Below are 19,247 nucleotides of genomic sequence, written 5' to 3' on the forward strand. Positions count from 1 at the left end.
GCCTTTCTAGGTTCTGAGCCGAAATACCGGGGTTTTAAATGAAGCCTGCATCGTCGTCATCACTCCATTGAGGTGCGTCGGTAGTTGCTGTAGGGCCGACGATTTTAATGTCGACGTTGTAAGAGGCCAGTGACGAGAGGACAGTTTGAGGGGCCGGCAGCTCATAGCCCCATTTCGGCCCGGTTAGTAGTTCGTCGCGGATAACGCTTTTTGTCGCTTCCGCAACAAAAAGAGCGGTGATGAAGGTGGAGTCCGGTGCGTGGACACTGCCTGAGACGCGAACAGGGCGGCCCCGTAGGGTGCCGTGGACAGTGGCTTGGATGGCAAACCAGTGGTTCTTTCCGGCATCGAGTTTGGTCTTCGCTGCAGCTATGTCTGCGCACAAATTCATGAGCGTGGTTGGGTCTGATATGTCGGTTTGTGAGAGCGCACGTAAAAGTAACTGCTGGGTGTCCCGGTCCGGTATGGCCGTGACCCCTATGAGGCGCGGAATAGAGAAATCTTGGGCCACCTTGCGTAGCTCGTTGGTGACGAACGGGCTTGCTATGAGTCCGTCATCGCTTGGGAAAGGTTCCAGATCTTCAGCGTGGATGCTCCCAGGTTGGTAAGCCACGAGGTCGCCGTCGACAATCATCTTCCCAGGATGTCCGTAGGAGTTGTGGGTACTTAGCACCACATCGACCAGACCCGACAGCCCGCCCCGGTCGCGTCCACCAGTGTAGAGAGTTACCGATTGACAGTCGTCGATTAGGCCCGCCAGGTGGCGTAGTAATAGACCGCTGAGACCGGGGGTAGCGCCGGCGTTGACCACGCACGGACGGTTGGTGGGATAGTTGTCGAATGAGTTGGCTCCGAACGGGTCTATATAGCCCACTGAGTCTGGTAGTGCCGACGCTACTGAGGTCTTGAGAAGACATGACGGTCCGGCGCAGTTGACGACGACATCAAGGTCACGGGAAAATTTGTTGACAGATTCCTCGTCGTGAGCGTCAACGATAGCGGTGCGCTCATCTGATGTGTGGTGAGACCGATTCCCGCAGTTCACCATATGTCCGCTAGCGCGCAACAGTGTGGCTACTTGGCGGCCTACTTCGCCATGCGAACCGAGAACCCCCACTCTTGCCGTCTCTCCTGTGCGAACCACTCAATGTCCTTTTCTTAGCGAGCACATAACGCCAGCTAGGGCCTGTTTAGGTTAGGCTACCCTGCGCGGCAATGAGTTGCAATAGATAGAGGGTAAAACGGCTCTTCCCAATCTAGAGTGCGTAGCAACATAGCTACCTGGCTGGGGGTAGGGGTCGTTGGGCCGGGTCAAAAGGATAGGCAGGGGGTGTTTTGGTGGTGTCGTGGCATAGCAAGAGGCCCTAGACGGTGCAAGATGGTCGTTATCACACAGTCCATCCAGCCACCTAGGGCCCTGACCATGAACTTGTGCAGGTATCAAGCTCCGGGTTTCGTAGAGGCTGTTTTTCTTGGTTTTCTACGCCACAGAGGATGCGACAGCGGTGGTGGACTTCCTTGATACGTACCCCACGTTGGGCGACTTCTTTCCGATTGCGTACATCGACGGCGACGACTACGCCGTCCTGCAGCGCACCGCCGACGGAGTCTTGTGCGGCCGCTACGACGCACTCGACAACGAATGGTGGGAGCAGCCCGCACAATCGTTCACCGAATGGTTCTATGCGATGGCTGCCCCACGCCAGAACAACGCACAGCCCGTGCATCCGCGCTTGCCCAACACCACAGCCTCGGCACCCTCACACTGATTGAAACCTACACATCCAAGGTGAAAAAGACCCTGGATGCCTGGAACCTCAGAATCACACTCACCGCCACACCCGCACACCGCATCCCACACGTTGCCGCCACGCGCCTGAAAGAACTCCGTGCTAAAAGAACCGCCAAACCAGGAGTGCGCATCACCTACAGAGCCAAAGGCCCCAACACACTCTCCATTACCGATGACGCGACCACGATTGCCAACATGCGCGCAGTACTCGAATCCACCAACACCACCGACCTACTCCAAGCCGCCAACGACATCTTCTTCAAAGAAGGCACTGGTTCCACACCCGCAGTGCGCACCCAAGTCATCATCACATTGAATGAGTTGGACCAGATCATTAACGGCGACGGGGACGAAATAGAACTCAACCTCACCAACGGTGCGCGCATGACAGGCGCGGAATTCCTCACCCACAAGTTTGCCGAAATTGGCTATGCCACCATCGTCCACCCCATTGAAGGACCCATCAACACTTGGCGGCTATCGCGTGGGGCAAACCTCAATCCTTCAAACAACACCACCCACAAACCACAACAAGGTACGCGGGGATTTCGGGGATCCCTGACCACGGTTAATGTGCCACAACATGCTGCGGGGTGTACCGGGACTCTTAAGCTCTTAAAGAACGAGACCCGCCAACCGGAGGACGGTTGACGGGTCAGTCGGCGTGGGTGGTGCGTGAGCTAGTGGCCGGTACCGATTTCTAGGTGCATGCCCGGAACCGAGTTGATGAGGTTGCGGGTGTACTCCTGCTGGGCGTTTTCGAAGATATCGTCGGCGGTGCCCTGTTCGACGGCCTGTCCCTTCTTCATGACCACTACGTCGTCGGCGGTCTGGCGGACCACCGCGAGGTCGTGGGTAATGAAGAGGTAGGACAGGCTGAGCTCTGACTGCAGCTCCGCGAGGAGCTGGATGATCTGGTTCTGCACCAGCACGTCGAGGGCGGAGACGGCCTCATCGAGGACGATGACCTCCGGGCGCAGCGCCAGCGCACGTGCAATGGCGATACGCTGGCGCTGGCCGCCGGAAAGCTCGTTGGGGTAGCGGCGCATGGCGGAGCGGGGCATGGAGACCATGTCGAGAAGCTCGGCCACGCGAGCCTCGCGCTCCTTGCGCGAGCCCACCTTGTGCAGCGCCATGGGTTCCTCGATGCACTTGTAAATCGAATACATCGGATCCAGCGAGCCATAGGGGTTCTGGAAGACCACCTGCATCTTGCGGCGGAGCTTGAACAGTTCCTGCTTCGATAGCGTCGAAGTATCGTGGCCTTCGAACTCGATGGTGCCGGAGGTCGGCTCCAGCAAGCCCAATACCATGTTGGCCACCGTGGACTTACCGGAACCGGACTCGCCCACCAACGCCAGGGTGGTGCCGCGGCGGATGTCGAAGGAGACATCGTCGACAGCCTTGAGCAGCTTCTTTCCACCGCGCTGGCCGCGGATATCGAATTCCTTGGTGAGGTTGCGGACCGAAATCACCGGAGCCTGCGCGGAAGCAGAGTCCGCGGTTGCGGTGCCCTGCTTGACGGCGGCGCCGATCGCCCCACCTGACTTCAGCTCCTTGGCCTTCACACCAGCTTTCTTGGCCGCGCGGATGCGGGAAGAGGCGAGGGAGGGGGCGGCGTCGACAAGCCGGCGCGTGTACGGATGCTGCGGGGAGCGCAGGATCTCGCGCGAGGGGCCCGACTCGACGATGCGGCCGCGGTGCATCACGATGAGGTGCTCCGCGCGCTCGGCCGCCAGTCCGAGGTCATGGGTAATGAAGAGCACCGCGTTACCCAGCTCCTCCGTGAGGTGCTCTAGGTGATCCAGGATGGTTTTCTGCACCGTCACGTCGAGGGCGGAGGTGGGCTCGTCGGCGATGAGCAGCTTCGGTCGTGCGGCGAGGCCAATAGCGATGAGCGCGCGCTGGCGCATACCGCCGGAGAACTCGTGGGGGTACTGCTTGGCGCGGCGTTCGGCGTCGGGAAGCCCGGCTTCCTCCAGAAGCTCCACCACGCGTTCGTGGCGCTTAGAGCCCTCCACCACGTGGTTGGCCTTGAGAGACTCCTCAACCTGCGTGCCGATGCGCCACACTGGGTTGAGGTTGGACATCGGATCCTGCGGGACCAGTCCAATCTTGTCACCGCGCAGCGATTCGAATTGCTTGTTGTTGTAGTGAGTGATGTCCTCGCCCTCAAAAAGGATCTGGCCGCCGGTGACCTTACCGGTGCCCGGCAGCAGGCCCAGGATGGACATGGCAGTCGTGGACTTACCGGAACCGGACTCACCCACAATGGCCACGGACTGGCCCGGGTAAATGGACATGTTGACGCCACGCACTGCCTCAACCACACCGGTGGACGTGGTGAAGGAAATGTGGACGTCCTTCATTTCAAGAAGTGGCTTAGTCATTAACGCTTCCTCGCCTTCGGATCGAGTGCATCGCGGACGACGTCACCCATCATGATGAAGCTCAACACGGTCAGGCCCAACGCGCCCGCCGGGTAGAACAGGACTGCCGGGGCCACGCGCAGGGACGCCTGTGCGTCGGAGATGTCGCCGCCCCAGGACACGAACGTCGGCGGCAAACCGATACCCAGGAAGGACAAGGTAGCCTCCGCCACGATGTAGGTACCCAGCGCCACGGTGGCATAGGAAATGATGGGGGCGGCAGCGTTCGGCAAGATGTGGCTGAACAGAATGTGCCAATTCGATGCACCGATGGAGCGCGCGGACTGGACGAACTCCTCGTTCTTGATGGAGACCACCGCACCGCGCGTAATGCGGGCGATGGACACCCAGCCGAACAGGCCCAAGACCAAGACCACCGTGACGATGGTGCGGTGCTCCTTGAACATCTGCATCACCACGATGGCGGCCAGCACCAGCGGGATAGCGAAGAAGATATCGGTAATACGGGAGAGGACGGAGTCGATCCAGCCGCCGAAGAAGCCGGCGATAGCACCGATGAGGGAGCCCAGAATCACGACAAGAATCGTCGTGAGGACACCCACGGCTACCGACGCCCGCGCACCGTAAATGACGCGCGCATAGATGTCGCAGCCCTGGCGGTTGAAGCCGAAGGGGTGGCCTGGCTCTGCAGGGGCGAGGGACTTGGACAGCTCGCACAGGCGAGGATCCGTGTTGGTGAACAGGCCAGGGACAACGGCCATGAGGACAGCCACGAGGATCATGACGGCCGCGATCCAGAACAGTGGGCGGCGGCGCAGGTAGCGCCAGGCCTCGCCCCACTGGGAGGAGGGAGCGGATTCGTCCTTGACGGCGTCGACGGCGCCGAGGCCCGTCTCGTCGGTTTCGGAGACGAAGTGCTCTTGGCCCGGGTAATGGGTGGTTTTCTCGAAGTTAGGCATAGCGGATCCTCGGATCAAGTACGGCGTAGAGGAGGTCAACAAGCAGGTTGGCAATGATGTAGATGATCACCAGAACCGTCGTGAAGGAGACGATCGTTGTCGGCTCACCGCGCAAGATGGCCTGGTACATGGTGCCGCCGACGCCGTTGATGCCGAAGATGCCTTCGGTAACAATCGCGCCGGTCATGAGCGCACCGATGTCGGCGCCGATGAAGGTGGCCACCGGGATGAGGGAGTTGCGCAGCACGTGGCGGCGGGTCACCGCGCCGTTGGACAGGCCCTTGGCGCGGGCGGTGCGCACGTAATCGGCGCGCAGGTTCTCCGCCACAGACTGGCGGGTCAGGCGGATGACATACGCCAGCGAGAGGGCGCCGAGCACCATGGCGGGCATGAGCAGCGACTTCACCGAGGCGTTGGCCCCGACGGTCACCGGTAGCACGCCCCATTTAATGCCCACGATGTACTGGAAGACGAAGCCGATGACGAAAGACGGCACGGCGATGACGAGCAGCGAGATGACCAGCACGGTGGAATCGAAGAAACCACCGCGGCGCATGCCGGCAACAACGCCGAAGAAGATGCCAAAGATGGACTCAAAGATGATCGCCATGATGGTGAGCTTGACGGTGACGGGGAAGGCATTGGCCATCACCTGGGTCACGGGCACGCCAGAGAAGGTGGTGCCGAAGTCCAGCATGAAGATGCCCTTGATGTAGAGCAGGTATTGGATGATGAACGGCTTGTCTAGGTTGTATTCCGCTTCGATGCGGGCGCGGGCAGCCTCGGTGAGGCCGCGGTCGCCGCCGAGGGCCTCGACGGGGTCGCCGGGCATCAAGAAGACGAGTGCGTAGATGAGCAGGGTGGCTCCGAAGAACACCGGGATCATCTGGAGCACTCGGCGCCCGATATAGCGCAGCATAGTGTGGTCCTTTACTCGTTGTGGGCAGGTGCTTGTCGACGCCCTCCTTAACAGGGCATCCACGTAGCTCATAAGAATTTTAGTGTGTGATCCATGCCGTTGAGAAATCTATAGGGCGTTTCGGATCACACCCTGGGGTAAAACGCGGGGCGACCCCCGCTGCCGGTGGCCGCGGGGGTCGTGTGAAGAAACGGGAGGTTACTTCTTGGTGATGTTGTAGTACACCGGCTGGGACTTCCAGGAGAAGACAACGTTGTCGACGTTTTCGGAGTAACCGCCGGTGGCGTTGGAGTACCACAGCGGGATGGACGGAAGATCCTTGAACAGGATGGCCTGGGCCTCGTTGTACTTCTTGGTGGCCTCATCGTCAGACTTGGCGGTCAGAGCTTCCTCGAGCAGCTTGTCGAACTCGGGGTTGGTGTAATCGCCGTCGTTAGAGGAACCACCGGTCTTGTACAGCGGGGCAAGGAAGTTGCCCTGGCTCGGGTAGTCTGCCTGCCAACCGGTACGGAAGGCGGTCTTGATGGTGCGGTTGGTGACTTCATCGCGCAGGGACTTGAAGTCTGGGTACGGAGCGCCAACGGCTTCGATGCCGAGGGTGTTCTTGATGGAGTTGGCGGTGGCGTCTACCCAGCTCTTGTGGCCGCCGTCGGAGTTGTAGGCGATTTCCACGCTCGGGTTGTCCCACTTCTTGATCTTGTCCGCTTCGGCCCAGAGCTTCTTGGCCTTTTCAGGGTCGTACTTAAGGACCTCGTTGCCCTTAATGTCCTCGGAGTAGCCCGGCAGAACCGGGGAGGTGAAGTCCTTGGCTGGGGTGCGGGTGCCCTTGAAGATGGTTTCGGTGATCTCCTCGCGGTTGATGGCGTGGGAGATGGCCTGGCGGCGCAGGGCGCCTTCCTCGCCGGAGAAGTGCTCGAGGTTCTCGCCCAAGGTGAAGGACTGGAACACGGCGGTGGGCTGGTTGACTGCGCGCTCGCCGAGGTCGGTCTCGTAGACGTCGAAGGCGGAGTCCGGGACGGCATCGAGGACGTCCAAGTTGCCGGAGAGCAGGTCTGCGTAGCCGGCGTCCTGGGATGCGTAGAAGACGAACTTGATGCCGTCGTTCTGCGGGGTCTGGCCGCCCTTGTATTCCTCATTCGGAACGACGGTGGCGTCCTGGTTGTGGTTCCACTCGGACAGCTTGTACGGGCCGTTGGTAATCGGGTTCTGGCCGTAGGCGTCCATGTCGTCGTACGCAGACTCGTGGAGCGGGTAGAACGCGCTGTAGCCCAGCTGTGCCGGGAAATCCTGCTCCGGGCTGTTGAGGGCGATGGTGAAGGTGAGATCGTCGACGACCTTGAGGCCCTCAAGCTTCTCGACGCCCTCCTTAAAGCCCTTGATGTTGGAGAAGAAGGACGCATTGAGCTGGTCGTTAGCCACTGCGTAGTTCCACGCATCAACGAAGTTGTTCGCGGTGACCGGGGAGCCATCGGAGAAGGTGGACTCCTTGAGCTTGACGGTGAACTCGGTGTTGTCCTTGTTCGGCTCGATGGATTCGGCGAGCTCGTTTTGTGCTTCGCCCTCGCCGTCGTAGTAGACGAGACCGGAGTAGAGCGAGTCAACGATACGGCCGCCGCCGGTCTCGTTGGTGTTCGCCGGAATCAGCGGGTTCTGCGGCTCGGAGCCGTTAACGATGACGTAGTTGTCACCGGCCCCGGAACCGGACGCGGAGTTGGATCCGGAATCATCGCCACCGCATGCCGCGAGGGTGAGCGGCAGGGAAGCGGCGGAAAGGACGGCAAGCGTCTTCTTGAGCGTCATGTGGGTCTTAGACCTCCGTGGTGCGAAAGATGTAGAAAACCTGTGGTTTTGGTTTGCTATGAAGCTACCGCGTGACGCATCTTATATACAAGGAATCGGAAAATATGTCCTGTGATAAAAGCTATAGTTCGCTAGATATTTTCCTACAACCTGCGTTTTCCTCGGAGAATAAAAAAGTACCCCACCCCCTGTGTGGGGTAGGGCACTGCTCGTGAGTGTATGTTACGTACTTCGCATCCAGTGGGTAAGGGTGTGCACGAAACTTCGCGGGTTCTCCAGGAACGGCAGATTCTTTGTGCCCGGAATGGTCGTGGCTGTAAAACCCCCGCGGCAGCGCCGCGCCGCACGGCGTGCCACCGGGCGCCACAGCAGCTGATCGGCGTGGATAAACAGAACCGGTGCGTTCACCGTCAGATCGAGCCAGCTCAAGGGCACCGCGGCCGTGCGGAGGCGGTGGTTCCACAAAATACCGCGGCGCACGTTACCAATCTGGGAGGCCGCAACCCTCAGGCGCAGCGTCTCCTCACGCTCACCGCCCCCAAAGGACCCCAGCGCATCGAGGTCCAGCTCCCTGCGATACGTGGATTCCCGCATGAGCAGGCTTGGAGCGTGCAGCCAACCCAAGCGGCACAGCGTCGAACGCAGCAAAAGCCACCCGAAATCCCAGGGGCGGGCAGCTACCGCGCGGCGCAGGTCTGCCGGGTGCGCAGCGGAGACCGACACCAACCCGCGCACGCGCTCCGGGCGTTCGGTGGCCAACGCCCAAGCCACCGCGCCGCCGGTATCGGCGCCGATGAGGAAAGCGTCGTCGTGCCCCAACGCTCGGATTGCGCCACTGACATCACCCACCGCAACACGGATGTCTTGGCCTGGCTCCAGTGGGGGCTTATCTGACATTCCAAAGCCGCGCATGTCGAGGGCGGCGACGTGGAAGCCGGCGTCGGCAAGCAGTGCGATGACCTCCCTAAAGTCGAACCATCCGCCGAAGGATCCGTGCAACAGCACGACGAGGGGATTGTCCGGATCACCGGCGGTTGCCGCGTGGAGGCGGATACCGCGCGTGTGGAGAAACTCATGCTCAAAGGGGCCATCGAGTTCCACCACAGAGGGGGACAGGGAGGTCATTGCCGCAGGCCTTTCTATAGACGAAATCCGCCCCACAGCGAGGTTGTGCGCTTGGGGCGGGGAGGAGGAGAGAGAAAGGACCCTAAAGATTTAGGTGTAGAGGCCGCGCTCGATGGACTTTTCGGCCTTGCCCGGAACCAGCTTCTTAAGTTCCTTCGTGGACTCAATGGTCTTCTCCGGTGCCTTCACCTGCTTGATCTGCTTGAAGCCGATAAAGGCCACGATGGCGGCGAGGACCACCATGATCAGGAAGACAATGAGGAAGGCAGCCCAGCGGTCAAGCCACTTCGCCAGCAGCTCCGCCAGGAAGAAGAAAAAGAAGAAGGAGCTGTACAGCGCCACGGTGCCGGCAACGCCAAACATGCCCGCACCGATGCCGCCCTTCTTGGCGGACGCAGCGAGCTCAGTCTTAGCCAGCTCAACCTCGGAGCGCACCAACTGGGACATCTGCTCGGTGGCATTGGAGACCAGCTGGCCGATGGATGCTTCGCCGCGGCGGGAGGTGTCGGCATCGCTCAAGGGGATGCTGTCGACCTTCGGGGCGAACTGGTTGGACCCGTCAGTGAATAGTCCGTCGTTGCTCACGGTTAAAAACTCCTACTGTTTTGTCGCAATCTATATCGGCCATAGTAATGAACTTTTCAGAGTTCATGTGGTGCGGCCCGCAATTATGGGTACGGCGTTATTGTAATGGGTATGCCTAGTTCTGACCCGCTGACCCCGCTGATGACCCTATCTGGGGTAGAGGAGGGTGCTGCTGCGGCGGTCGATGCCATCGCCCGAGTCCACCGCCGGCCCGCGGGTCTGCGCAAGTTCGAGGTCATCTCCTCAGAGTCCTTGCTGCGTGGGGCGCGGACGTGTGCGGCGATCGACGGCGCGCCGCTCGCGCGTGACGGAGTCCCCCCAACCGTCAGCGCCTACTCCCTCCTTGCCCCGGAGGTGCAGGCCTCCACCGTGCGCACCTTTGCGCGCGCTCCGCTGCAGGTCTTGGCCCGAATCGACGTCGCTGCGGGCGGTCCTGGGCGTCCCGCACGTGACTCGGCCGTGGCGCAGGCGCTGGCGCAGCTCATCACGCGCGGCGCCGGCGTGGATTTTGACCGACTACTGCCGGTGGTGCTTCATGCCGAGATTGCCGCGCGCTCGCTCTTCGGTGAAAACAGCACCGTCGTCGCCCTCGTTGCCGCGCGGGCGGCGGCTATCCACACCGGCTTTGATCCGCGAGGGTTTGCGGTTCCCGAGACCTACCTCAACCGGCATCGCGCCGCGTACCGTGAGGCGCTGATGGGCTATGAGGACACCCCCGCGGAGCTGTTCACGCTTCTGTTCAACGCGTGGACTGCGGGTGCTGAGGAAGCTGACGGTATCGCCCGCGCGGCCTGAGTCTGACGCGCAGACCTAGTCCGCGCGTTGCCGCGCCAGCAGCACGCCACCCACCACGAGCGCTGCCACCCCGGCCACGACCGCTGAGCCGATGCCCACCTCTTTGGCGCTGGGCGCGGTGAATAGCGGTACCGGGTGTTTAAAGGTGCGCGTCTCCCAGCCGTTGTCCGCTGCATGTTTCTTGAGCAGACGGTCGGGGTTGACCGCGATGGGGTGGCCCACCTGCTCCAGCATCGGGATATCCGTGGCGGAATCGGAGTAAGCAAAGGATGCATTGGGGTCGACGTTGAGCTTCGTGGCCATACGGGCTAAGGCTTCTGCCTTCGCGCCGCCTTTGCAATAGAACAGTATTTCCCCGGTGAACCGACCGTCTTCTTCGGCAAGTTCGGTGGCTACGACGTGTTCGATGCCCAGCTCCTGTGCGATGGGTTCAACCAGCACGCTTGCCGACGCCGAAATGATCACCACCTCATGTCCCTTCTCCCGGTGCGCGGCGATGAGCTCGCGTGCTTCGGCGTAGATCGCGGGGGTGACCACCGTGTGCATGGTGTCCACGGCGATGTCGTGGACTTCCTTGACTGACCATCCGGCCACCATGGCGGCGAGCTGATCGCGGGTGGCATCCATGTGCTCACTGCTGTGCCCGGCAAGCATATAACTGGCCTTGGCGAGCGATAGTTGCAGCGCCTCGGTGTGCGTAATGAGACCGTTATGCATGAACTCGCGGCCGAAGGCATAGGCCGACGAGGTGGCAATGATGGTTTTATCCAAGTCGAAGAACGCAGCGATTCGAGTGCTATCGCTGGGGGTAACGGGATGTTCAATCATGGAGAAATGCCTGCCAATATGCGTGCGGATTACGCTGCTCATCGTAGCCAGTTAGCAGCGCACAGAGGGAGAAGGCAGGCGATCTTAGAAGATTCTCAAGGAATATTGCGTCGTGCTGTTGTCATCTTTTCCCAGCCGTGCCATAATGTGTGGTGCAAGGCCCCGATATACAGTGCGGCCTGCCCCGGCGCACCCCCCCCGATGCCGGGTTACAGATGGCCCGCGCACACCCCCCCGAGGCGCGGGCCATCACCTATTTCTGCCGAAACGGCGGTTGCCCGTTTTCAACGGGGTTAGGCCATAACACTCGCCGGTCGCAGCCTCAGCGCTTCGTTCGTGCGGCGCGCAGACCGTTCAAGATCACGATGACCTCGGCAACCTCGTGGACCAACACCACGGCCGCCAGGCCCAGCACGCCGGTTATCGCTAGTGGCATCAACACGATGATGATGGCCAGAGACAGCACGATGTTTTGGTTGATGATTCTGCTGCCTCGGCGGGCGTGCTGCAGCGCCTGGGGGATCAGCCGCAGATCGTGGCCGGTGAAGGCGACGTCAGCGGACTCGATCGCGGCGTCAGAGCCGGTCGCTCCCATCGCTATGCCCACCGTCGCGCCCGCCAGTGCCGGCGCGTCGTTGATGCCGTCGCCGATCATCGCCGTCGGCGTCTTGGAGGAGAGTTCGGCGACGATGCTTGCCTTGTCCTCCGGTCGCAGCTCGGCGCGCACGTCGTCGATTCCGGCGATTTCAGCCAGCGCCCGGGCGGTGCGAGTGTTGTCACCGGTGAGCATGCTTACTTCCACGTCGTTGTCGTGCAGGGCCTTCACGGCTTCGGGCACCTCGGGCCGCAACTCGTCGCGGACCCCGATCGCCCCGGCGAGAGCGTCATCGACGGTGACCAGGACGCAGGTCTGGCCCTCGGACTCCATGCGCTCAACGTCCGCTTTCAGTGGTCCAGCGTCGATCCATCGGGGGCTGCCCACCAGCACCCGTCGGCCTTCGACGGTGCCGCCGATGCCATGCCCAGCTTCCTCGCTGATGTCCAGGGCAGCGGGTGCTTCGGGCCCCGCTGCCGCGATCGCCGCGGCGAGGGGGTGCGTCGATTGCTGCTCAACTGCCGCCGCGAAAGTAAGCACCTGCGCCCGATTGAATCCGTCTGCCGGGACCACGCTGGTAACCTCGGGCTGGTTGCGGGTGAGGGTTCCGGTCTTGTCCACCGCTAGGTGACGGATGCCGCCGAGCCGCTCGAACGCTGCGCCGGACTTGATGACCACGCCGAACTGGCTGGCTGCCCCGATCGCGGCCACGACTGTCAGCGGCACGGAGATCGCCAGCGCGCACGGCGACGCTGCGACCAGGACTACCAGCGCACGGGTGATCCACGTCTCAGGGTCGCCCAGCAGCGAGCCGATCACGCCGACTAGCACCGCCAGGATCATTACCCCGGGCACGAGGGGCCGGGCAATCCGGTCGGCGATCCGGGCGCGGTCGCCCTTTTCCGCCTGCGCCTGCTCGACTAGGTCCACGAGTGTGGTCAGCGAGTTGTCCGTTCCAGCTGCGGTCGTCTCGACCTCCAGCGAACCGGCGGAGTTGATCGCTCCCGCAGGCACTTCGTCGCCGGGCGCAACCTCCTCCGGAATGGATTCTCCGGTGATCGCTGAGGTGTCAAGGCTGGAGCGCCCGGACCGAATGATGCCGTCCGTGGCGATCCGCTCCCCGGGGCGCACGAGCATTAGCTCGCCAACCTCGAGGTCCTTCGCTGCGACCTCGGCCGCTGTGCCGTCGCGCAACACCGTCGCGGTCTGCGGTACCAGCTTTAACAGTGCCCGCAGTCCGCTTTGGGCCCGGTCCATCGCCTTGTCTTCCAGTGCCTCGGCGATCGAGTACAGGAACGCTAGCGCCGCGGCCTCTCCGACGTAACCGAGGATTACCGCGCCGACCGCGCTGATCGTCATCAGCAAACCAATGCCGAGCTTGCGCTTCGTGACAAGGTTTCGGATCGCTCCAGGCGCGAACGTGTATGCGCCTAGCAGCAGACCGACCCAGAACAGTACTGTCGCGGGTGTCTCGAGCCCGGACCAGTCCAGCGCCAATCCTGTTATGAGGGCTACCCCGGAGAAGATCGGTAGCAGTAGCTCAGGGTCCTTCCACCATGGCCGATCGAGCTCGTCAATCTCCGTGGCGGGTTTGTGTTCGCATCCACATGCTGAACTCATGCGTCCGCTCCCTTCTCGCCGCATCCGGGCACCGAGCACTCAGGGTCGATGCACGGGGCGTTTTCGTCGACGGCCAACGTCGCGTTTACCAGCGCGTTGAGCGCTGCCGTGAGGTGTGGATCGGCAATTTCGTAACGGGTCTTGCGGCCCTCCGGCTCGGCGACGATGATGCCGCAGTCACGCAGACAGGTCAGGTGGTTCGAGACGTTCGAGCGGGTCAGGTCCAAGTCGCGCGAAAGCACGGCCGGGTAGCTCGGGCCGTCGAGTAGGGTCATTAGAATTCGGGAACGCGTCGGATCGGCCATGGCCCGGCCGAGCCGGTTCATGACGTCGAGGCGTGAAGCAATAGTCAGCATGTGCTGAACTATATAGCGAGTGATGAACTATGCCAAAGTGCGAAGAACCCGCCGCTCGCTCTGGCGCTACCGGCGACGGTCGTCAGCAGCCCGCGACAACCGCGGCAACCGGCAGGAACTGCCTGCGTTTTGCGCATCGGCTAAGCTGCCTTCCCGCCGTATAAAGCGCAAAAAGGAGCAGTTGGCGTGACGGATTCGTTGGGTGCGCAGAAGATCCGTCGCGCGGTGCTGATTGTGACGCTGCTGAACCTGGCCTACTTCTTCGTGGAGTTCGCCGGTTCGGTGGCCATTGGCTCCGCGTCCCTGTTCGCGGATTTCGCGGACTTCCTCGAAGACACCGCGATTAACTTGCTGGTGTTTTCGCTGTGGCCTGGCCTGCGGCCCGCCGTCGCACGGCGGGAAGCGTGCTCGCCGCGCTGATCCTCATCCCGGCCATCGCCGCGATTGTCACCCTGGTGGCCAAAATCATGAACCCGGTCGCACCGTCGCCGGAGGGGCTGACGGGTATCGCAATCGGCGCCCTGATTGTCAACGTCATCTGCGCGATCCTGCTGCAGCTGCGCAATGAAGGCTCGTCACTCGCCACTGGTGCCTGGCTGGCAGCGCGCAACGACGCGTTGGCGAACATCCTCATCATCGCCGCCGGCCTGCTCACCTTCGTGTGGGAGACCGCCTGGTTCGACATCATCGTCGGCGCGATCATCGCCGCGATCAACCTGTCCGCAGCCAAGGAAGTGTGGGAGGCCTCCCGTAAGGAGCACGACTTCGTCGAGGACGCCTTCGCCGATCAAAGCGCGAAACTGCTAAACATTTCGCACTTTAATTCTCACTTTGAAGGTTAATCGGCGAATAAAGGCAGGTAGTGAAAGTGCGAAACGTGATCGGCTTTCATTCGCGACCCCCAATCTCTTCTTATGCTTCATTTGGGGCTCTAGGTCACCACCAGAGCTCCGAGTTTCACAGGGTATTTGTTGAAGGGCTAACTAAAGCAACCAGAAAGTGCAGTTTTGGTACGAGTTATCCACAGGTAGCGAAGTGGCCCTAGCACCCGTGTAGAGCGCTCGCGCATGCTTCAGGCATGAGCACATTTCACCTTCTCATCGCCGTCGGAGACTCAGCTTTGCGCGCCGAAGCCGCCTCGACCGCTGCGGCCAGTACCGCGGAGGTCAGCAGCGTCGAAGATCCGCGTGATTTTCCGCGCTACCTGCCCAAAGTAGATGCGGTCTTGGCAGATTCGCTGACGGCAAGCCTCGTGGGCAGCCACCCGCGGGTCTATTTTCTGGCACCGGATCCGGGGCCCATTGATTACGAAGCAGCATTGCGCTGTCATGCATCGGCGGCGTTTATTCTGCCTGCGCAATCGAAGGAACTGTTGGCAGCCCTAGCAGCCGATACCCACCCTGAGACGCCAACGGCGTCCGCGGGGCTGACCATTGCGGTTACTGGCTCGGCCGGTGGGATAGGCACCTCCACACTGGCAGCAGCGCTGGCGCGCCATGCGGGAGCTGCACTACTCGTGGATGCCTCGCCCTATTCCGGTGGCCTCGATCTCTTACTTGGTGTGGAGAACAAACCCGGCGCGCGCTGGCCAGATCTTGCTGCAGGAACAGGAACGGTGGACCCAGGAGATCTTGCTCGCGCCCTGCCCACTACGCCGGACGGGATTGCCGTGCTTTCAGCAGCGCGTACCACTAGTGCCGGTGCCACCGCACTGAGTGCCACTCGACGCGCGGCAATTATGCAGGCAGCGTGCGCGCATCCGGACATTGTGGTGGTGGATTGCCCGCCGTGGGATATTCCGGATACCGCGGACCACGTTGTGGTGGTGACCGCAGCGGAGGTGCGCTCGGCCGCTGCATGCGCGGAAATCGTTGCTGAATTGCGCGCGCGGCCCCAGGAGTGCTCCGTGGTGCTGCGGCACAGGCAGTGGTCGGGGATTGATGAGGGGGATATCGCCAAGCTCACGCACGCTGACCCTGTGACGGAGTTGCCGACGGTACGTGGGCTCACGCGTGTGGTGGAGACCGGGGGACTTCCGCAGCGCCTGCCGCGCCCTCTTTCGCGCGCGGCGAAGGACGTCTGGGAGGTGCTGGTATGAGTCTCATCGATACGATGCGCACCATCGTGGCCACGGAGCCACAGCTAGCGCATGATGCGTCGGCGCTGGCCCGTCGGATTAGAGAGGAAGCCGGCGTGATTAGTGATGTGGATGTGCTCGATCTCCTTCAGCGCCTTCGCCACGATTCCTTGGGGTTGGGATTACTGGAGCCGGTGCTGTCGCTGCCGGGGCTGACCGATGTCGTGGTCAACGGGCCCGATTCCTGCTTCGTGGATTGCGGCCAGGGTCTGGTGCGCAGGGAGGTAGGTTTCGCCGACGACGCAGAGGTACGTCAGCTCGCGACACGGCTGGCAGCTGTTGCCGGCGTGCGGCTCGATGATGCGCAGCCTTTTGCCGATGGCCGCCTGACCCGCCTTGACGGTACTCACATTCGCCTCCATGCGCTGTTGGCACCGCCCTCGGCGAGCGGGACGTGCATCAGCCTGCGAGTGCTGCGCCAAGCCCAGACGAGCCTGGACCAGCTCGTGGCCAACGGCAGCATTGATAAATCGGTGGAAGGGCTGCTTCGGGGGATCGTCGATAAGCGCGCGTCCTTCTTGGTGACCGGCGGCACTGGTTCAGGAAAGACCACGCTGTTGGCAGCGCTTTTAGGCTGTGTCCCGGAGACAGAGCGCCTGCTTATCATCGAGGACACCCCGGAGCTCGCGCCGGCGCATCCGCACGTGGTGACGCTGGTGTCGCGCCGGGCAAATGCGGAAGGCAGAGGCGAGATTTCGATGTCGCTCCTGTTGCGCCAGGCGCTGCGCATGCGCCCAGACCGCATCGTGGTGGGGGAAATTCGCGGTGCGGAAGTCGTGGAACTACTCGCGGCGCTTAACACCGGGCACGATGGCGGTGCCGGTACGGTCCACGCCAACTCCGTGGACGAGGTTCCGGCGCGCATGGAAGCGCTGGCTGCCCTCGGCGGTCTGGATCGCGTGGCCTTGCATTCGCAGCTGGCTGCCGCGGTGCACGTGGTACTTGGTATGGAACGAGGCCCCGAAGGTCGGCGCTTGGCACACATCGGTGTGCTGGACGGCAATCCGGTGACACCCCAGCTGGTGTGGACCACCGACGATGGGCCACGCCCTGGGTTTGACGAGCTGTGTGCACGAATGGGAGTTAAGCCATGATGTGGCTGTATCTCGCCGCGGCTTGCCTCTTGTCGCCGCCGGGTTCCAAGGCACGGTTGAGCGCACCGAAGCCACGGTCAGTAGCGCCCGCTGTGCTTTTCCTTGCCGTGGGCTGTTTCGTGTTCTTTGGGCGTCCAACCGTGGTGATAGCTGTTGGCTGCATCCTGGCGTGCGCGCTGTGGTTTGCCCATGACCTTGCCGCCTCACGTCGTGAGCGCCGCGGTGCTCAGGCCTTGGCCACTTACTTTGGCACCCTTGCCGCGGAGTTGCGCGCCGGCTCCACTACCAGCGGTGCCTTGCGCCGCGGTGCGGACTCGCTTCCTGAATCCACACCGGACAACCTCCGCAGCGCACTGAGCACGGCGGCAGGTTTGGCAGCTCAAGGTGGGTCGCCTGGGGCAGCACTCACCACGACAGAGCTTTCTCGCTTCGCCGCACTGCTCAATGTCTCCGGGCGCCATGGTGTGGCCCTGGCTTCCCTTATTGAACAGGCCCAAAGCCAACTCGATACGGCACAGCGGCATGCCCGTGAAACCGCAGCGTCCCTGCAAGGGCCGCAGGCCACAGCACTGATTCTGGCGTTTCTACCGGTGGCGGGAATTCTCATGGGTGGTGCCATGGGAGCGGATTCCCTCGGCTTCCTCTTGGGTGGTGGAGTAGGCGGGGTGCTTCTTGATGTCGGCGTGGCCCTCGTGTGTATCGGCTTCACCTGGTCTCGCCTCATCCTGCGGAAGGCGGCGCGACGATGACTAGCTACCTAGCTGCTGTGCTCCTCGCGGCTGCCCTGGCTGTGGCCACCTCTTCTCCGGCTGGCCGCGTGGGCCTGGGTACAACCGGCACACCACGGCCGAAAACTCCCCGCGACGGTCCGGACTATGGCCCGCTCGATGCCGCGAGTGACCTCGAGCTTTTCGCCGCCTGCCTGGAGGCTGGCCTTTCGCTGCGCACGGCAGTCGCGGCAGTGGGGGAAGCCTCGTCCCCCTGGAAGGAAGCAGCCGCCCTGGTGGGGGTTGGCGTTCCGATGAAAAGCGTATTGCAAGCACTGGCGAGCCAGCCGCACCTGGTGGAGCTCGTGCGGCTGGCACAGCTCTCGGGTGAATCCGGCACTGCCATGGCTACTGGGTGCCACCGTCTGGTGGCGCAGCTGCGCGCCGAAGCCTCGGCGCAGGCAACCGCACAGGCAGAGCGCGCCGGAGTGTTCATCGCCGCGCCGCTCGCCGCCTGTTTCTTACCCGCATTCCTGGTCTTAGGCCTGGTGCCCGTCATCATCAGCCTGGGCCAGCAACTCTTATAAAGCACAACGCACAAATATCACACGAAAGTTAGGTACAATCATGCAGAAAACACGCACTATCCAGGCGCAATTGGCTAATGAGGACGGGATGTCCACGATTGAATACGCCATGGGAAGTTTGGCCGCAGCAGCCCTTGCCGCGGTGCTCTACGCCGTGGTCAATGGTGGTCAAGTCACCAGCGCTATCACCTCCATCATTACTGACGCGCTCTCCAATACACCGGTCTAATGCGCGCGCTTGACGACGCCGGCTCCGTCACCATCGAAGCAGCCCTCTCGTTGGCCTCTCTGGTTATCGTTGCCGCGGGAATCGTGGGCGGTATAGCAACCCTGTCTGCCCACCTCGCTGCCATCGATGCCGCGGGCGCTGCTGCTCGATCCGCCGCCATCGGCGTGGACTATCACCGCGATGGCGTTGACATCACCTTCACTGAAAGCTCCGGCCTTATTACTGCAGAAGCTGCCGTACCTGCACCTTTAGGTACCATGCGGGCGCAGGCGGTCTTCCCCGCAGAGATGGGTGCCGGCACAGCAGAGGAGGTTCGACGGTGAGGCGTCGTCAGCCCGGGCGTTTGAAACCTCTGGGCGGCGAGGACGGCTATGCCACCGTCGTCACCGCCGGAATCATCGCCGCGGTGACCTCGCTGTTACTGGCGGTCGCAGCAGTAGGTGCAGCCGTTGCCGCACGCCATACTGCACAGGTGGCGGCGGACCTCGCCGCCGTGGCCGGTGCGTGGGATCTGGCCAAGGGCAGGGACGCCTGCTCGAAAGCTGAGGAGGTTGCCGCTTTAAACAACGCGCGCCTTGACTCCTGTGCCGTTGATGACCGCGACGTTGAAGTCACCGCGCTGATACGCGGCCGCAGTGCCATCGCCCGCGCCGGCCCAATCTAAGAGGATTCCGCGCATTTAGAGTTGGGAAAATGCACTCGCGTGGGGTTTCGTTGCTACAGGTGCCA

The 19,247-nt window shown here is 62.2% G+C and carries 22 protein-coding genes; 12 read left to right on the top strand and 10 right to left on the bottom strand.

Translation table 11 applies throughout. From position 1 onward, the window contains the following. Positions 1–34: 34 nt before the first annotated feature. The gene (locus CSING_RS13970) at positions 35–634 is read right to left on the bottom strand and encodes a hypothetical protein (protein ID WP_232218841.1); all 600 of its coding nucleotides are present in this window, start codon (positions 632–634) and stop codon (positions 35–37) included. A gap of 838 nt (positions 635–1,472) precedes the next feature. Between CSING_RS13970 and CSING_RS13495 the strand changes: the two genes are divergently transcribed. Together CSING_RS13495 and CSING_RS01170 are read left to right on the top strand one after the other, a co-directional pair. Further along, a complete protein-coding gene (locus CSING_RS13495; protein ID WP_144403092.1) occupies positions 1,473–1,769 on the top strand; it encodes a hypothetical protein in 297 nt (98 codons plus the stop codon). 20 nt (positions 1,770–1,789) lie between these two features. Beyond that, a complete protein-coding gene (locus CSING_RS01170) occupies positions 1,790–2,443 on the top strand; it encodes a hypothetical protein (RefSeq protein WP_369816007.1) in 654 nt (217 codons plus the stop codon). A 29-nt stretch (positions 2,444–2,472) separates the two neighbouring features. Here the strand turns inward: CSING_RS01170 and CSING_RS01175 are convergent, their stop codons facing one another. The 6 genes from CSING_RS01175 to CSING_RS01200 form a co-directional block, all read right to left on the bottom strand. Next, positions 2,473–4,182 (bottom strand): dipeptide ABC transporter ATP-binding protein, encoded by a 1,710-nt coding sequence (locus CSING_RS01175; RefSeq protein WP_042528976.1) that lies wholly within the window; start codon positions 4,180–4,182, stop codon positions 2,473–2,475. After that, positions 4,182–5,141, bottom strand: coding sequence for an ABC transporter permease (locus CSING_RS01180; protein ID WP_042528978.1), 960 nt, complete (start codon positions 5,139–5,141; stop codon positions 4,182–4,184). The genes CSING_RS01175 and CSING_RS01180 overlap by 1 nt, the downstream gene beginning before the upstream one ends. Next, a complete protein-coding gene (locus CSING_RS01185) occupies positions 5,134–6,060 on the bottom strand; it encodes an ABC transporter permease (RefSeq protein WP_042528981.1) in 927 nt (308 codons plus the stop codon). The genes CSING_RS01180 and CSING_RS01185 overlap by 8 nt, the downstream gene beginning before the upstream one ends. Before the next feature lie 198 nt (positions 6,061–6,258). Beyond that, entirely contained in the window at positions 6,259–7,860 is a 1,602-nt protein-coding gene (locus tag CSING_RS01190; RefSeq protein ID WP_042528983.1) for a peptide ABC transporter substrate-binding protein, read from the bottom strand. Positions 7,861–8,082: 222 nt separating this feature from the next. Continuing rightward, positions 8,083–8,985 carry an alpha/beta fold hydrolase gene (locus CSING_RS01195; RefSeq protein ID WP_042528985.1) on the bottom strand — a complete coding sequence of 301 codons (903 nt, stop codon included), beginning with the start codon at positions 8,983–8,985 and terminating at the stop codon, positions 8,083–8,085. Between the two features lie 90 nt (positions 8,986–9,075). Beyond that, positions 9,076–9,570 carry a phage holin family protein gene (locus tag CSING_RS01200; RefSeq protein WP_042528987.1) on the bottom strand — a complete coding sequence of 165 codons (495 nt, stop codon included), beginning with the start codon at positions 9,568–9,570 and terminating at the stop codon, positions 9,076–9,078. A 105-nt stretch (positions 9,571–9,675) separates the two neighbouring features. Here CSING_RS01200 and CSING_RS01205 point away from each other — a divergent pair, with 105 nt between their 5' ends. Continuing rightward, positions 9,676–10,365: a hypothetical protein gene (locus CSING_RS01205; RefSeq protein ID WP_052471355.1), complete on the top strand. Its 690-nt coding sequence runs from the start codon at positions 9,676–9,678 to the stop codon at positions 10,363–10,365. 15 nt (positions 10,366–10,380) lie between these two features. On the opposite strand, the gene CSING_RS01210 is transcribed toward CSING_RS01205, so the two are convergent. The 3 genes from CSING_RS01210 to cmtR all read right to left on the bottom strand — a co-directional run bounded on the left by CSING_RS01210 (position 10,381) and on the right by cmtR (position 13,764). Next, on the bottom strand, positions 10,381–11,193 hold the full coding sequence (locus CSING_RS01210) for an HAD family hydrolase (protein WP_042528990.1): 813 nt from the start codon (positions 11,191–11,193) through the stop codon (positions 10,381–10,383). A 322-nt stretch (positions 11,194–11,515) separates the two neighbouring features. Beyond that, positions 11,516–13,408, bottom strand: coding sequence for a heavy metal translocating P-type ATPase (locus CSING_RS01215; protein WP_042528992.1), 1,893 nt, complete (start codon positions 13,406–13,408; stop codon positions 11,516–11,518). Beyond that, positions 13,405–13,764 carry a Cd(II)/Pb(II)-sensing metalloregulatory transcriptional regulator CmtR gene (gene cmtR, locus CSING_RS01220; protein ID WP_042528994.1) on the bottom strand — a complete coding sequence of 120 codons (360 nt, stop codon included), beginning with the start codon at positions 13,762–13,764 and terminating at the stop codon, positions 13,405–13,407. The genes CSING_RS01215 and cmtR overlap by 4 nt, the downstream gene beginning before the upstream one ends. Before the next feature lie 186 nt (positions 13,765–13,950). Here cmtR and CSING_RS13975 point away from each other — a divergent pair, with 186 nt between their 5' ends. From CSING_RS13975 to CSING_RS01260, 9 genes are all read left to right on the top strand, one after another. After that, on the top strand, positions 13,951–14,184 hold the full coding sequence (locus CSING_RS13975) for a cation diffusion facilitator family transporter (protein ID WP_236683999.1): 234 nt from the start codon (positions 13,951–13,953) through the stop codon (positions 14,182–14,184). Further along, entirely contained in the window at positions 14,169–14,606 is a 438-nt protein-coding gene (locus CSING_RS01225) for a cation transporter (RefSeq protein ID WP_236684000.1), read from the top strand. Before CSING_RS13975 ends, CSING_RS01225 begins: the two co-directional genes overlap by 16 nt. Before the next feature lie 236 nt (positions 14,607–14,842). Next, complete coding sequence (gene ssd / locus CSING_RS01230; RefSeq protein ID WP_042528996.1) at positions 14,843–15,862, top strand: septum site-determining protein Ssd; 1,020 nt, start codon at positions 14,843–14,845, stop codon at positions 15,860–15,862. Then, positions 15,859–16,995, top strand: a complete 1,137-nt coding sequence (locus CSING_RS01235; protein ID WP_042528998.1) for a TadA family conjugal transfer-associated ATPase — start codon at positions 15,859–15,861, stop codon at positions 16,993–16,995. The genes ssd and CSING_RS01235 overlap by 4 nt, the downstream gene beginning before the upstream one ends. After that, entirely contained in the window at positions 16,992–17,744 is a 753-nt protein-coding gene (locus CSING_RS01240; protein ID WP_042529000.1) for a type II secretion system F family protein, read from the top strand. Before CSING_RS01235 ends, CSING_RS01240 begins: the two co-directional genes overlap by 4 nt. Further along, the gene (locus CSING_RS01245) at positions 17,741–18,289 is read left to right on the top strand and encodes a type II secretion system F family protein (RefSeq protein ID WP_042529002.1); all 549 of its coding nucleotides are present in this window, start codon (positions 17,741–17,743) and stop codon (positions 18,287–18,289) included. Before CSING_RS01240 ends, CSING_RS01245 begins: the two co-directional genes overlap by 4 nt. A gap of 40 nt (positions 18,290–18,329) precedes the next feature. Beyond that, positions 18,330–18,518, top strand: coding sequence for a DUF4244 domain-containing protein (locus CSING_RS01250; protein ID WP_042529004.1), 189 nt, complete (start codon positions 18,330–18,332; stop codon positions 18,516–18,518). Further along, complete coding sequence (locus CSING_RS01255; protein WP_042529006.1) at positions 18,518–18,841, top strand: hypothetical protein; 324 nt, start codon at positions 18,518–18,520, stop codon at positions 18,839–18,841. The genes CSING_RS01250 and CSING_RS01255 overlap by 1 nt, the downstream gene beginning before the upstream one ends. Further along, positions 18,838–19,182, top strand: a complete 345-nt coding sequence (locus CSING_RS01260; RefSeq protein WP_084226132.1) for an Rv3654c family TadE-like protein — start codon at positions 18,838–18,840, stop codon at positions 19,180–19,182. The genes CSING_RS01255 and CSING_RS01260 overlap by 4 nt, the downstream gene beginning before the upstream one ends. Positions 19,183–19,247: the final 65 nt, after the last annotated feature.

The organism is Corynebacterium singulare (assembly GCF_000833575.1).
In the GTDB taxonomy this organism is placed as follows: domain Bacteria; phylum Actinomycetota; class Actinomycetes; order Mycobacteriales; family Mycobacteriaceae; genus Corynebacterium; species Corynebacterium singulare.